A 14,121-nucleotide genomic window follows, 5' to 3' on the forward strand; every position below is an offset into this window, starting at 1 on the left:
GGAGTCCCCATGTCACTTTCGCATGGCGTGCAGCCGCACGCACGCGCAGCGCGTCTTCGCCCCTGGCGCAGGACGGCGCTTGCATTCGCCCTCGCATTCCCCTTGTTTGCCGCGGCCGCGCCGCCGCCACTGACCTTCAACGAGGCGCTGCGGCTAGCCGTTGCCCGCTCGCGCCAGCTGCCCGCGCAAGACCAGGCGGCCATCGCCGCGCAGCAGATGGCCGTCGCGGCGGGCCAGCGGCCCGATCCTGTCCTCAAGGCAGGCATCGATAATCTGCCCCTGGGCGGCCGCGACCGCTTTAATTTGAACAACGATGCCATGACCATGCGGCGCATCGGCATCGCGCAGGAATTGACGAGCGCCGATAAATTGCACTGGCGCGCCGTCCGCCAGCAGCGCGAGGCGGGCAGGGCGCAGGCGCAACAGCAGGCGGCCCTGGCCGCCATCGAGCGCGACACGGCCATCGCCTGGCTGAGCGTGTATTACAACCGGGAAATGGTCACCGTGCTGGCCACGCAGCTGGCGCTGGCGGGACAGGAAATCGACGCGGCCGAGGCAGCCTATCGGGGCGGACCCGGCAGCCAGACGGCGCTGCTGGCCGCGCGCGCCGCCCTGTTTGCGCTGGAAGACCGCGCCAGCCAGGCCCGCCGCGACCTCGACGTGGCAGTCAATGCCCTGGCGCGCTGGACGGGCGGCCCGGGCGAGCTGGACGGGTCCGGCTTGCCTGACCTGGACAACATCGGCCTCGATCCGGCCATCCTGGAGACCAGCATCACGCGCCGGCCACAGCTAGCGGTGCTGGCGCTGCAGGAAGAAGCGGCGCAAGCGGACGTGCGGCTGGCGCAGGCGAACCGCCATGCGGACTGGAGCGTCGAAGTGGCCTTCCAGCAGCGCGGCAGCGCCTACGCCAACATGCTGTCCGTGGGCCTGTCGCTGCCCCTGCAGTGGGACCGGCCGCAGCGCCAGGACCGCGAACTGGCGGCGAAACTGGCCCTGGCCGAACAGGCGAAGGACGCGCGCGAGGAAGCCTTGCGCGACGATGCCGTCGCCACGCGCGCCTTGCTCATCGCCTGGCAGAGCGGCCGCGAACGGGGCGCGCGCTACGCCCGCCAGCTGCTGCCCGTGCTGGAACAGCGCAGCGCGGCGGCCTTGGCCGCCTACCGGGGCGGCAAGGCCACCCTGGCCGACGTGCTGGCCGCGCGGCGCGGCGCACTCGACGCGCGCCTCGCCTGGCTGCAAGTGCAGATGGACACCGCCCAGCGCTGGGCGCAGCTGCGTTTCCTCTTTCCCGACACCCCGCACGACCTGGAGCAGCAGCCATGAACCATCCAACAACACTCGCCATCGCCGTCGCCGCCGTGCTGGCGGCAAGCTATGCGGGCTACCAGGTCGGCGCCGCCAACGGCAGCCGCACCGCACCGGCGCAGGCCAGCACTAAAAAACCCCTGTACTGGCACGACCCCATGGTGCCGGGCCAGAAGTTCGACAAACCGGGCAAGTCACCGTTCATGGACATGCAGCTGGTGCCCGTGTATGCGGACAGCGATGCGGCCGGGGACGGCAGCGGCATCCGCATCGATCCCCGCGTCCAGCAAAACCTGGGCGTGCGCACGGCCCGCGTTACGTCCGGCCCGCTGGCCGCGCCGCTGGCGGCCGTCGGCAGCGTGGCCTACAACGAGCGCGACGTGGCCCTCGTGCAGGCGCGCAGCGGCGGCTACCTCGAGCGCCTGGTCGTGCGCGCCCCCTTCGATCCCGTGCGCAAGGGGCAGGCCCTGGCCGAGCTGTACGTGCCGGACTGGATCGCCGCGCAGGAGGAATTCCTCGCCGCCCGCCGCATGCGGGGCGACGGCGCGGCCGGCCTGGCCGACGCGGCCCGCCAGCGCATGCGCCTGGCCGGCATGGACGAGGCGCAGATACGCCTGGTGGAAAACAGCGGCAGCGTGCATGCGCGGCTGACGGTGGCGGCGCCCATCGCCGGCGTCATCGCCGGGCTGGACGCCCGCGAAGGCATGACGGTGGCCGCCGGCGCGCCCCTGTTCCGCATCAATGGCCTGTCCAGCGTATGGGTCAATGCCGCGCTGCCCGAGAGCGCGGCGGCCAGGGTGCGTCCCGGCACGGCCGTCGAGGTGCGCGCGCAGGCGCTGCCCGGCAAGGTGTTCCACGGCAAGGTCAGCGTGATCTTGCCGGAAGTTAACGCGGCCACGCGCACCGTGACGGCCCGCATCGAGCTGGCCAATCCCGGCGCCTTGCTGCTGCCCGGTATGTTTACCACGCTCACTTTCGCCCCGGGGGCGGCAGCCGACGTCCTGCTGCTGCCATCGGAAGCCGTGATCGCCACGGGCACGCGCCAGCTCGTCATGCTGGCAAGCGACGCCGGCCGCTTCACGCCCGTCGAGGTGCAGACGGGCGCGGAAGGCAATGGCATGACGGAAATCCGCAAGGGTCTGGTTGCCGGGCAGAAAGTGGTGGTGTCGGGCCAGTTCCTCGTCGATTCGGAAGCCAGCCTGAAGGGTACGATCACGCGCATGGGCGGCATGCCGGCCGCCGCCGCGCCTGCCGCCGCGGCGCGGCATCACGCTGCCGGCACGGTGGAACAGGTCGGCCCGCACGACATCACCATTTCGCACGGCCCCGTCGCCTCGCTGCACTGGGGACCGATGACCATGGCCTTTGCCTTGCCGCCGGGCGGCCTGCCGGCACAGATCCGTGTGGGCAGCAAGGTGGACTTTGACTTCAGCAAGAGCGCGGCGGGCGGCTTCGCCATCACGGCCATCCGGCCCGCCGCCATGGACGGCATGGCGATGCCGGCGATGCAGGGAGGCAAGCCATGATCGCCAAACTCATACGCTGGTCCATCGGCAACCGCTTCCTCGTCCTGCTGGCCACCGTGTTCCTGGCGGCCTGGGGCATCTGGTCCCTGGCGCACACGCCGCTCGACGCGATTCCCGACCTGTCGGACACGCAGGTCATCGTGCGTACCAGCTATCCGGGGCAGGCGCCGCAGATCGTGGAAAACCAGGTCACCTACCCGCTGACGACCACCATGCTGTCCGTGCCGGGCGCGAAGAGCGTGCGCGGCTATTCCTTTTTCGGCGATTCCTTCGTCTACATCCTGTTCGAGGATGGCACGGACCCGTACTGGGCCAGGTCGCGCGTGCTGGAATACCTGAGCCAGGTGCAATCGCGCCTGCCCGCGCAGGCGAAGACGGCGCTGGGGCCTGACGCCACGGGCGTGGGCTGGATCTACGAGTATGCGCTGGTCGACCGCAGCGGCAGGCAGGACCTGGCGCAGCTGCGCGCCCTGCAGGACTGGTTCCTCAAGTTCGAGCTCAAGGCCCTGCCCAACGTGGCGGAAGTGGCCAGCATCGGCGGCATGGTGCGCCAGTACCAGATCGTGCTGGACCCGGACAAGCTGCGCGCCTACGGTATTCCGCACGGAAAGGTGATTGCCGCCGTGCAACGCGCCAATCAGGAAACGGGCGGCGCCGTGCTGGAACTGGGCGAGGCGGAATACATGGTGCGGGCCTCGGGCTACCTGCAGTCGCTCGAGGATTTCCGCCAGATTCCCCTGGCGACGACGGACGCGGGCGTGGCCGTGCGCCTGGGCGACGTGGCCACGGTGCGGCTGGGGCCGGAAATGCGGCGCGGCATTGCCGAACTGAACGGGGAGGGCGAGGTGGCGGGCGGCGTGATCATCATGCGTTCGGGCAAGAATGCGCTGGAGACCATCGCCGCCGTGAAAGCCAGGCTGGCCGTGCTGAAAGGGGGCTTGCCGCCCGGCGTGGAAATCGTGCCCGTGTACGACCGCTCCAGCCTGATCCAGCGCGCCGTGGGCAACCTGCAGCACAAGCTGATCGAGGAATTCATCGTCGTGGCGGTGGTTTGCGCCATATTCCTGTTCCACCTGCGCTCGGCGCTGGTGGCCATCGTCTCGTTGCCGCTGGGCATCCTGATCGCCTACATCATCATGCATTACCAGGGCGTCAACGCCAACATCATGTCGCTGGGCGGCATTGCCATCGCCATCGGCGCCATGGTCGACGCGGCCGTCGTCATGATCGAGAATGCCCACAAGCATATCGAGGCGTGGCAGCACGCGCACCCGGACCAGCGGCTGCAGGGCGACACGCACTGGCAGGTGATCGGCGACGCGGCCGCCGAAGTGGGGCCGGCCCTCTTCTTTTCCCTCCTGATCATCGTGCTGTCCTTCATTCCCGTGTTCAGCCTGGAAGCGCAGGAAGGGCGGCTGTTCGCCCCGCTGGCGTTCACCAAGACCTATGCCATGGCCGCCGCGGCGGGCCTGGCCGTCACCCTGATCCCCGTGCTGATGGGCTATCTGATCCGTGGCCGCATACCGGCCGAGCACAGCAACCCGCTCAACCGCTGGCTGATCGCCACGTACCGGCCCCTGCTGGAGAAGGTGCTGCGCCGTCCGAAGACCACCTTGCTGGTGGCGGGCCTGGCCGTGCTGCTGACGGCGTGGCCGCTGTCGCGCCTGGGCGGCGAATTCATGCCGCCGCTGGACGAGGGCGACCTCTTATATATGCCGTCGGCCTTGCCGGGCATAGGCGCGGGCAAGGTGGCCGAGCTGCTGCAGCAGACGGACCGCCTGATCAGGACCGTGCCAGAAGTGCAGACGGTGTTCGGCAAGGCGGGCCGCGCCGAGACGGCGACGGACCCGGCGCCGCTGGAAATGTTCGAGACGACGATCCAGTTCAAGCCGCGCGCGCAGTGGCGGGCCGGCATGACGCCGGACAAGCTGGTGGCGGAACTGGACCGCGCCGTGCAGGTGCCGGGCCTGACGAATATCTGGGTGCCGCCCATCCGTAACCGCATCGACATGCTGGCCACGGGCATCAAGAGTCCCGTCGGCATCAAGGTGGCGGGCGCCAGCCTGCAGGACATCGACGGCATCACGGCACAGATCGAGCGCGTCGTCAGGACGGTGCCCGGCGTGTCGTCCGCGCTGGCCGAGCGCCTGAACGGCGGGCGCTACGTCGATATCCGCATCGACCGCGACGCGGCGGCCCGCTACGGCCTGAATATCGCCGACGTGCAAGGCATCGTCGCCAGCGCCATCGGCGGCGAGAATGTGGGCGAAACGGTGGAAGGCTTGCAGCGCTTTCCCATCAATGTGCGCTATCCGCGCGAACTGCGCGATTCCGTCGAGAAACTGCGCGACCTGCCCGTGCTGACGGAGCGGGGCGCGCAGATCCGCCTGGGCGACGTGGCCGCCATCCGCATCGATGACGGCCCGCCCATGCTGAAAAGCGAGAACGCGCGCCTGTCGGGCTGGGTGTACGTGGATATCCGCGGGCGCGACTTGAGTTCCGCCGTGCGCGACATGCAGCGGGCCGTCGGCGCGCAGGTCAAGCTGCCGGCCGGCTATGCCGTGTCGTGGTCGGGGCAGTTCGAGTACCTGGAACGGGCCACGGCCAGGCTGAAAACCGTCGTGCCCGCCACCTTGCTGATCATCTTCGTGCTGCTGTACCTGACCTTCCGCCGCGCCGATGAGGCGGCGCTGATCATGGCCACCTTGCCGTTCGCGCTGGCGGGCGGCATCTGGCTGCTGTGGCTGCTGGGCTACCACCTGTCGGTGGCCAGCGGCGTGGGTTTCATCGCCCTGGCGGGCGTCTCGGCGGAGTTTGGCGTCATCATGCTGCTGTACCTGAAGCAGGCCTGGGAAGCGAAACTGGCGCAGGGCGCGCAGGGCGAGGCGGCCTTGCTGGACGCCATCCGCGAAGGGGCCGTGCTGCGCGTGCGGCCCAAAGCCATGACGGTGGCCGTCATCATGGCCGGTTTGGTGCCGGTGATGCTGGGGGAGGGCACAGGATCGGAAGTGATGCAGCGCATCGCTGCGCCCATGGTGGGCGGCATGCTCACGGCGCCGCTGCTGTCGATGTTCGTCGTACCGGCCGTGTACTTGTTGATACGCCGCAAGGCAATGCGTGCGGCGATGGCCCAGCAGTCGTCCGCGCAGCTTGTGCATTAGGCAAGCGCAAGGCGCCCGCAGCGCGAGACGGTGCGTGCACGGGAGGTGCCGCCGCTGCGGGGCGGCACCGCATTGCCCGGCGGCCCTTGCGCCGGGCATGGGGCCGGGCATGGGGCCGGTACGGGCATCGGGTAGAATGAGAAAAAGAGCCCGTCGCGCCTGCATTCTTCGCTGAACGCGAATAGTCGCGCGGCGCGGCGCCCGTCCACTTTGTTTTCCGGCAGCCATGGATCGAATTCAAGCTATGCAGGTGTTTCTGCGCGTCGTGGAAGCGAACAGCTTCAACAAGGCGGCCGAAACGCTGTCGATGGCGCCGTCCTCCGTCACCAGCATCATCAAGAGCCTGGAAAGCCACCTGCAGGTGCGGCTCCTGCACCGCACCACGCGCAGCCTGAGCCTGACGCCCGAGGGCGAACGCTACTACCAGCGCAGCCGCGACATCCTGCAAGCCATCGACGACACGGAATCGGACTTGCAGCACCGCAGCAGCCGGCCCAGGGGGCGGCTGCGGGTGGACATGCCGGGCGCCGTGGCGCGCGCGCTGGTGCTGCCGCGCCTGCAGGAATTCTTTGCCCTGTACCCGGACATCCAGCTCATGCTGGGCATGAACGACCGGCCCATGGACCTGGTGCAGGAAGGCATCGACTGCGTGCTGCGCACGGGGCAATTGCGCGATTCGGGCCTGGTGGCGCGGCGCCTGGGCGCGTTTCAATGGATTACCTGCGGCGCGCCCGCGTATTTCGAGCGGCATGGCGTGCCGCAAGGCGTCGGCGAGCTGCACGCGCACCAGGCGGTACAGTATTTTTCCGGCAGCACGGGACGCATCGCGGAATTTCATTTCTTGCAAGACGGCAAGGAAGTCGCCGTGCCGCTGACGGGGCAGGTGGCCGTCAACGACACGGATTCCTATATCCGCTGCTGCCTGCACGGCCACGGCCTCATCCAGCTGGCCAGCCACCTCGTGCGCGAGGAACTGGCGTCGGGCCGGCTGCGCGAAGTGCTGGCCGGGGCGCGGCGCGCGCCCGTGCCCGTGTCGCTCGTGTATCCGCACAACCGCCACCTGTCGCCGGCCGTGCGCGTGTTTACCGACTGGCTGGTGGACATCTGCGCCGAGCTGGGCTGAGCGGCGCGGCCCGGCAGGCGGGCGCCGGCGATTCTTCGCCCGCGCCGCATAGTGAAAACGCCGGGCGCCCCTTTTTCCCCGTTTCCCCTTCTGACATCATCGCCGCATAGCCATTGCGACGAGCGTGATCTCTTGCATCACACGCAGGGCGACACACAGAAGAGGGAAAACACCATGCAATCGAACCGCCGCCAGTTCCTGGCCCATGCCGTTTCCGCCGCCGCCGCACTGGCGGCAGGTCCATCCGCCCTGGCCGCCGCCGCCTCGCCCGCTCCCCGCGTGACGGGCAGGGCGGCTGCCGAGCGGACCCGGCCCCTGCTGCTCAAGGGCGGCACCATCCTGTCGATGGACCCGCAGCAGCCGGACCTGCCGCAGGGCGACATCCTGATACGCGGCAGCACCATTGCCCGCATCGCCGGGCATATCGAGGCCGGCGACGCGGAAGTCATCGACGCGCGCGGCCGCATCGTCATCCCCGGCTTCGTCGACACACACCGCCACGCGTGGGAAGGCCAGTTGCGCCGCATCAATCCGAATTCCGCCGACCTGGGCAACTACATCGCCGGCACCCACCAGGCGTTCGCGCCGCATTACCGGCCGCGCGACATGTATGTCGGCAACCTGCTGACGGCGCTGGGCGCCATCGACGCGGGCATCACCACCCTGATCGACAACTCCCACAACAGCCGCTCGCTGCAGCATGCCCTGCACGCCGTCGATGCGCTGCACGATGCGGGCATCCGCGCCGTGCATGCGCCGGGCGCGCCGCTGGTCGGCAAATGGGACAGTGCCAGCTGGTACGCCGACCTGGCCACCTTGCAGCAGGAGCGCTTCAGCCAGGGCGGCGGCCTGCTGACCCTGGCCATGATGACTTCCGTGGACCGGGAACAGTGGGCCGTCGGCCGCCGCCTGGGCATCCCCCTGGTGACGGAATTCTTCGGCCAGGACATGTCGGCCCAGCTGCCGGAGCTGCACCGCGCCGGCTTGCTGGGCCCCGACAATATCTTCAACCATTGCACCGACCTGAGCGAGGAAGCGTGGCAAATCCTGAAGGCCACGGGCGTGCAGGTCAACGTCTGCCCCCGTTCGGACACGCACTGGGCGCTGGGCAGCGGCATCTTCGGCTACCAGGCCGCCATCGACCATGGCATGCGCCCCGGTTTCAGCGTGGACAACGAAAGCGCCTACGGCGGCGACATGTTTGCCGAGATGCGCGCGGCGCTGTACCTGCAGCGCAGTTCGGCGCTGGCGCGCAAGTCCGCCAGCCACGCCAGCGCGCCGGTGGACATGCGGGCGCTGCTGTCGGCGGCCACCATCGACGGTTCCGCCGTCGCCGGGCTGGGCCGGCAGACGGGCAGCTTGCGCGAAGGCAAGCAGGCCGATATCGTGCTGATCAATACCAACGACATCAATCTGTATCCGTCGAATAATGCGCTGGGCACCGTCGTCGGCGCGGCCGAGCGCAGCAATGTGGAAACCGTCATCATCGGCGGACGCATCCGCAAGCAGCACGGCAAGCTGCTGGACCTCGACATGGCGGCCCTGCATGCCGCTACGCAAGAGTCGCAAGCCCACCTGTTCAAGGCCGCCGGCTTCACGCCGGACGCCTTCGCCAGGCAGTTCCACGTGCGCGGCTAGGGGCCGCCCGTGAAAGCGGCCTGTGTTTACGGCGCGCTGCTGGCCGGCGGCGTGCTGGCCGCCGGCGCCCAGGCGCAGTCCGATGACGGCATGTACGGCATCGTCGATGCGGCCCTGGTCGGCGAGCGCGGCGGCGCCGCGGGCAAGGTGAACAAGCTCACCAGCGGCGCCAGCGCGTATTCCCGTCTCGGTTTTCGCGGCAAGGAAGCGCTGGGGGGCGGCCTGTCCGCCGTGTTCCTGCTGGAACTGGGCATGCGCATCGACGATGGCAGCCTGGATAACACGAACGGCCAGCTCTTCAACCGCCAGGCGTATATCGGCCTGGAAAGCCGCGACTGGGGCAGCGTGCGCCTGGGTCGCCAGCACACCTTCCTGTATTACACGCTGGTGCAGGTGGCCGATCCGTTCAGCCTGGGCTACGCGGGGACGGCGAAGAATCTTTTTCCCGTAAAAAACGTGGTCCGCACCAGCAACACCATCAGCTATACGTCGCCCGCGCGCCGGGGCTGGACGGCCGAGGCAGCGGCCAGCCTGGGCGAACAGGCGGCAGACAGCCATGCGGGGCGCCAGCTGGTCATGGCCATCGGCTATGCGGCGGGGCCGCTCACCGTGCGCCTCGCACACAGCGTGCTGAACCAGGACGTGGCCGCCGGCGCGGCGCCCCTCGCCGCCGCCGTGTCGCAGGGAAATGCCCGCAACAGCGTGCTGGCCATGAACTACCGCTACGCTTTCCTCACCGCCTACCTGGCCTGCGGCGTGGACAAGGGGGCCAACAGCTCACCCGTGCCCAACCCCGGCGCCTACGGTGCGCCCGGCAGCGTCGTGCCTTCCACGGACAGCACCGACCTGCTGCTGGGGGCCAGCATTCCTGCCGGCACACAGGGCAGGGTGATGACCTCGTTCATCCGCAAGCACGACAGGACGCCGTTCCAGCAGGACGCCAGCCAGTGGGCGCTCGGCTACACCTACGCCCTGTCGCCGCGCACCAGCACCTACCTGGCGTGGGCGAAGATCCGCAACCGCAACGGCGCCGCCTACACCGTAGGCAACGGCAACGAGGCCGGTTCGGGCAACAGCGCCTTCAATCTTGGCCTGCGGCATAACTTTTAAGCACGGCCCTCAGGCAGGCGGGAACAGGTGCGCATGCAGAAAGTCGATAAACACGCGGAACCTGGGCGCAAGATGCTTGCCTGACGGCCACATGATGTGGAACGGTGCCGGATTTTCTGCGCAGCGCGGCAAGACGTGGACCAGCCTGCCAGCCGCCAGGTGCGGGCCGATGGCGAAATCCGGCAGGTAGGCGATGCCCAGGCCCTGCAGGGCGAACAGGATGCGCGCCTCTAGGTTGTTGCACACGACGGAAGTCGGCAGCTGGAAGTCGGCGGCGATTTCGTCGGGGCAGAGGGGCCAGACCTGCAGCTTGCCCGTATTCGGATAGCGGAACTGGATGCAGGCGTGGCCGGCCAGGTCGGCACAGCTGTCCGGTATGCCGTGCCGGGCGAAATACGCCGGCGCCCCCGCCAGCAGCATGCGGTACGATCCCAGCCGGCGCGCCGTCAGGCGCGAATCGGGCACGTTGCCGCTGCGGATGACGGCATCGAATCCTTCCTCGATCACGTCGACGCGGCGGTCGGTGAAATCGAGGTCCAGGTCGACGTCCGGATAGGCCTGCTTGAATTGCGCCAGCACCGACAGGAAGGGCTCGCCCACTTGCGGCAGGCTGACGCGCAGGCGGCCGCGCGGGCTCATGTGGACCTGCGACAGCTCGGTCTGCGCCGCCTCGATTTCGGCCAGGATGCGGCGGCTGCGTTCGAGGAACATCGTTCCCTCCGCCGTCAGCGTGATGCTGCGGGTGCTGCGGTGAAACAGCCGCACGCCCAACTGCTCTTCCAGCGCGCCGACGCGCTTGCCGATGGCGGAAGCGGACACGCCGAGTATCCGGCCGGCAGCGACGAGGCTGCGGGTTTCCGCCACTTGCACGAATACATTGAGGGCGCTGATGCTTTCCATGATGTTTCCTTATTGCGGAGGATTAACTCCGTAAATAACGGCACTATACCCCACTTACTCCGGATCGGCGCAGCTCCTACGATATAGCCTTCTTCCTCCACTTGAATAGGCTCATCATGAATACCACGCTTCCCGCTACCCATCAACGCTGGGAAATTCCCTCCCTGGGGCTGGACCGGCTCGCATTGCGCGAACTGCCGCTGCCGGCGCCCGAGGCAGGCGAAATCGTCATCGCGACCGAGGCCGTGTCGCTGAACTATCGCGACGCCGAAGTGGTCGACAACGGCATGGGCAATGCGCTGGCGTTCCCGTTCACGCCGGCGTCCGACATGGCGGGCCGCGTCGTCGCGGTGGGTGCCGGCGTGACGCGCTTCGCGGTCGGCGACCGCGTGCTGTCTGCCTACATGCCCGGCTGGATCGACGGCGTGCCGCTGTCATGGTCGGAGGCGCCGACCCGCGGCGGCCCGCTGTCCGGCGTGCTGTCGCAGTATGTGGTCGATTCGGCCGAATGGTATGTGCATGCGCCGCGCACCTTGAGCGCCGCGCAGGCCAGCACGCTGCCGGTGGCGGCGCTGACCGCCTGGATGGCCCTGGTCGAACTGGGCAAGCTGCACGCCGGACAGACGGTGGTGGTGCAGGGGACGGGCGGCGTGTCCCTGTTTGCCGTGCAGCTGGCCGCCGCCCACGGCGCCCGCGTCATCGTCACCAGCGGCAGCGATGCGAAGATCGCGCGCGCCATCGCCCTGGGCGCCCAGCACGGCATCAACCGCAATGCCACGCCGGACTGGCAGCAGGAAGTGCTGGCCCTGACCGGCGGCCGCGGCGCGGACCACATCCTGGAAATGACGGGCGGCGAGAACGTCGCGCGCTCGCTGGCCGCGGTGGTGCAGGGCGGCCGCATTTCCATCATCGGCCTGCTGGACGCCGACAGCTTCACCTTGCCCATCCTGCCGGTGCTGGGCAGCCGCGCCACGATCGTCGGCATCGCCGTCGGTCCGCGCCGCGCGCTGGAAGACCTGGTGCGCGCCATCGACCTGCTGGGCATCGAGCCCGTGATCGACGCCACCTATCCGTTTTCCCAGGTGCCCGCCGCGTTTGCCCATCTCCAGCGGGGCGCGTTCGGCAAGATTGTGGTGCAGGTTGGCCAAGAATGAGGGCCGCGCCATGTATCGTACGACAGCGCGGGCGTGCCACCGCGGGCGGCGGGACAGGCGGCAGGCTGCCCCGGCCGTTCGGCGGGCGGGAGTGCGCCGATGACTAGGCGGATTCCCTCGTCTGCGGCGATGCCGGCCATCATGCTGGGACTGTTTGGCCTGTACACGCTGGAGTTTGGCATCGTCGGCATCCTGCCCGACATTGTGGAGCGCTTCGGTGTCACGGTGGCGCAAGCCGGCATGCTGATGGGCATATTTGCCCTCATCATCGCCATCCTGGGGCCGTTTCTGGTGCTGATATCGTCCCGCCATGACCGCAAGAAGGTCCTGGTGGCAGCGCTGCTGGGCTTTTCCGTCTGCAGCGCCTTGTCTGCCTATGCGCCGAACTTCTCCAGCCTGATGGCCCTGCGCATCGTGCCGGCGCTGCTGCACCCGGTATTCTTCTCGGCCGCATTTGCAGCAGCGGCCTCGCTCTATCCCAGGGAGCGGGCGGCGCATGCCATGGCACAAGCCTTTGTCGGCACCAGTTTCGGCCTGGTGCTGGGCGTGCCGGCGACGACCTGGGTGGCGGCGCATGTCTCCTACGAGGCGTCCTTCCTGTTCTGTTCTGCCGCGACGGTCATCGCCGGCATCGGCCTGATGCTGATGCTGCCGGGGCAGGGACGTCCGGTGGCGCTGAGTTTCGGACGCCAGCTGGCGGTGCTGCGCAAGCCCGCGCTGTGGCTCAACATCGTCGCCACGGTGCTGGTATTTACTGCCATGTTCTCCGTGTACAGCTACGCGGCGGAATATTTAAGGAGCGCCACGGGCATGGATGCCACCACGACCAGCCTGGTTCTGCTGGTCTTCGGCATCGGCGGCGTGTCGGGCAATTTGCTGGCAGGGCGGCTGCTCGGCCGCAATATGGTCGCCACCACGCTGCTGCATCCCGTCGCGCTGGCCTTGGCCTATGGGGTGCTGCAAGTGTGCGGCAGCGCAAACCTTGCCAGCATGACCATCATCGCCGTGCTGTGGGGCGCAACCCACACGAGCGGCATGCTGATAAGCCAGGTGTGGCTGACTTCCGAAGCGTCCGAGGCACCCGAGTTCGCGACCAGCCTGTTTGTGTCCGCCGGTAACGGCGGCGTCGTGCTGGGCTCCGCGCTGGGTGGCAGCTTCATCAACGCCTACGGCGTGCAGGGCATCGTCTGGTGCGGCCTGATCTTCTGCCTCCTGTCACTGGCAGCGATCGCCGCGAAAGTGTTACTTTATCCGGCGCCGTCAGGGGGAGCCGCTGCCGTCAATTAAGACGCCGTGCGGGCCGGTGCAGGTGACTGGCCCGCATTCCCCGTACGCGCCCCGAACGGCGAACAGATGGGCCAAGTCCACGTCCGCGACCCGCACCGTTTCGACTTTCGCGTGGCCGGGGCACATTAGATCGCCAGCTACATGGCGAAATACTGCGCCAAGGAAATGCAGTGCAGGGCGCTTGACCAGAAACGCAACTTCCGCTCCAGGGGCATCGTGGTACCGGAAGTCGATGTATGGCGGGTGCCGTTTTGTGCAAACATGCTGCGCGCTGCGCAGGTCGCATTTCAGGCGCTTTCCGGCCATTGCAGGGACGGTTTGCAGACCTGGTGCAACAACAATCTCGGCGTCGTGTACCTGGCAACGGCACCGGGAATGCCACAAGTGGTGGACGATGGCCCGTTCTGACAGTTCTCCACCTTGATTGACGGGGAGGAGGGACGTGACATGGCAAATTTTGATGCTAATTCACTGCGGATACTTGAGCAAATTGAGGATGAATTTCGCAATCAGTACTGGATTATTCGAAATTCCAGACGAACGAACTGGAGGGCGGTCAACCGCACGAGAATGTTGGGCGATTTTATGTACATGCTTGGGGTGCCTAAATGGGCAGTGCAACAGGCCCGATATTGTTTGCGTTTACGTGTATGTGAGCGTTGCTTTAAGGACGAGATTCGCTGTCATGGAATCTGTGATCGTGCGATGCGGGGAGACTTCGATAGCCAAAACTAGAATTGAAAAAGGAGATTTTCACAACTTTTTTTGCGGGTTTGCAACATTTGAAGTGGCTTTTAAGCAATTTTTGCGGTTAGAATGCGAGAAGTACCGCAGAATTTCCTTAAAGCACATGTCTATTGTGCCTTTTTAAGTAGCTGTGGCCATTTTAATCTTAAAGTAAGGCCAAGTGAAAACAC

At 67.4% G+C, this 14,121-nt stretch carries 10 protein-coding genes; 9 read left to right on the top strand and 1 reads right to left on the bottom strand.

Annotated features, from left to right (window positions below):
* Positions 1 to 102 precede the first annotated feature (102 nt).
* The 6 genes from EBS11_RS03180 (at position 103) to EBS11_RS03205 (ending at position 9,863) form a co-directional block, all read left to right on the top strand.
* Positions 103 to 1,323, top strand: coding sequence for a TolC family protein (locus EBS11_RS03180; protein ID WP_290600494.1), 1,221 nt, complete (start codon positions 103 to 105; stop codon positions 1,321 to 1,323).
* Complete coding sequence (locus tag EBS11_RS03185; protein ID WP_290600495.1) at positions 1,320 to 2,831, top strand: efflux RND transporter periplasmic adaptor subunit; 1,512 nt, start codon at positions 1,320 to 1,322, stop codon at positions 2,829 to 2,831. The genes EBS11_RS03180 and EBS11_RS03185 overlap by 4 nt, the downstream gene beginning before the upstream one ends.
* The gene (locus tag EBS11_RS03190) at positions 2,828 to 5,992 is read left to right on the top strand and encodes an efflux RND transporter permease subunit (RefSeq protein WP_290600497.1); all 3,165 of its coding nucleotides are present in this window, start codon (positions 2,828 to 2,830) and stop codon (positions 5,990 to 5,992) included. Before EBS11_RS03185 ends, EBS11_RS03190 begins: the two co-directional genes overlap by 4 nt.
* A gap of 244 nt (positions 5,993 to 6,236) precedes the next feature.
* Positions 6,237 to 7,115 (top strand): LysR family transcriptional regulator, encoded by an 879-nt coding sequence (locus EBS11_RS03195; RefSeq protein ID WP_290600499.1) that lies wholly within the window; start codon positions 6,237 to 6,239, stop codon positions 7,113 to 7,115.
* A gap of 174 nt (positions 7,116 to 7,289) precedes the next feature.
* Positions 7,290 to 8,753, top strand: coding sequence for an amidohydrolase family protein (locus tag EBS11_RS03200; RefSeq protein WP_290600500.1), 1,464 nt, complete (start codon positions 7,290 to 7,292; stop codon positions 8,751 to 8,753).
* Between the two features lie 9 nt (positions 8,754 to 8,762).
* The gene (locus EBS11_RS03205; RefSeq protein ID WP_290600502.1) at positions 8,763 to 9,863 is read left to right on the top strand and encodes a porin; all 1,101 of its coding nucleotides are present in this window, start codon (positions 8,763 to 8,765) and stop codon (positions 9,861 to 9,863) included.
* A 9-nt stretch (positions 9,864 to 9,872) separates the two neighbouring features.
* Here the strand turns inward: EBS11_RS03205 and EBS11_RS03210 are convergent, their stop codons facing one another.
* A complete protein-coding gene (locus tag EBS11_RS03210; RefSeq protein ID WP_290600503.1) occupies positions 9,873 to 10,763 on the bottom strand; it encodes a LysR family transcriptional regulator in 891 nt (296 codons plus the stop codon).
* A gap of 116 nt (positions 10,764 to 10,879) precedes the next feature.
* On the opposite strand from EBS11_RS03210, the gene EBS11_RS03215 reads away from it, so the two are divergent.
* From EBS11_RS03215 to EBS11_RS03225, 3 genes are all read left to right on the top strand, one after another.
* On the top strand, positions 10,880 to 11,917 hold the full coding sequence (locus EBS11_RS03215; RefSeq protein ID WP_290600504.1) for an NAD(P)-dependent alcohol dehydrogenase: 1,038 nt from the start codon (positions 10,880 to 10,882) through the stop codon (positions 11,915 to 11,917).
* Between the two features lie 99 nt (positions 11,918 to 12,016).
* Positions 12,017 to 13,204: an MFS transporter gene (locus EBS11_RS03220; RefSeq protein ID WP_290600505.1), complete on the top strand. Its 1,188-nt coding sequence runs from the start codon at positions 12,017 to 12,019 to the stop codon at positions 13,202 to 13,204.
* Between the two features lie 141 nt (positions 13,205 to 13,345).
* Positions 13,346 to 13,612 carry a hypothetical protein gene (locus EBS11_RS03225; RefSeq protein WP_290600506.1) on the top strand — a complete coding sequence of 89 codons (267 nt, stop codon included), beginning with the start codon at positions 13,346 to 13,348 and terminating at the stop codon, positions 13,610 to 13,612.
* Positions 13,613 to 14,121: the final 509 nt, after the last annotated feature.

The organism is Janthinobacterium sp. (assembly GCF_009923995.1).
Classification (GTDB): domain Bacteria; phylum Pseudomonadota; class Gammaproteobacteria; order Burkholderiales; family Burkholderiaceae_D; genus Janthinobacterium.

Coding starts and splice junctions, on each gene's coding strand:
- EBS11_RS03185 (WP_290600495.1), top strand. CDS start 1,320: ATGAACCATCCAACAACACTCGCCATCGCCGTCGCCGCCGTGCTGGCG.
- EBS11_RS03190 (WP_290600497.1), top strand. CDS start 2,828: ATGATCGCCAAACTCATACGCTGGTCCATCGGCAACCGCTTCCTCGTC.
- EBS11_RS03195 (WP_290600499.1), top strand. CDS start 6,237: ATGCAGGTGTTTCTGCGCGTCGTGGAAGCGAACAGCTTCAACAAGGCG.
- EBS11_RS03200 (WP_290600500.1), top strand. CDS start 7,290: ATGCAATCGAACCGCCGCCAGTTCCTGGCCCATGCCGTTTCCGCCGCC.
- EBS11_RS03210 (WP_290600503.1), bottom strand. CDS start 10,763: ATGGAAAGCATCAGCGCCCTCAATGTATTCGTGCAAGTGGCGGAAACC.
- EBS11_RS03215 (WP_290600504.1), top strand. CDS start 10,880: ATGAATACCACGCTTCCCGCTACCCATCAACGCTGGGAAATTCCCTCC.
- EBS11_RS03220 (WP_290600505.1), top strand. CDS start 12,017: ATGACTAGGCGGATTCCCTCGTCTGCGGCGATGCCGGCCATCATGCTG.
- EBS11_RS03225 (WP_290600506.1), top strand. CDS start 13,346: ATGGCGAAATACTGCGCCAAGGAAATGCAGTGCAGGGCGCTTGACCAG.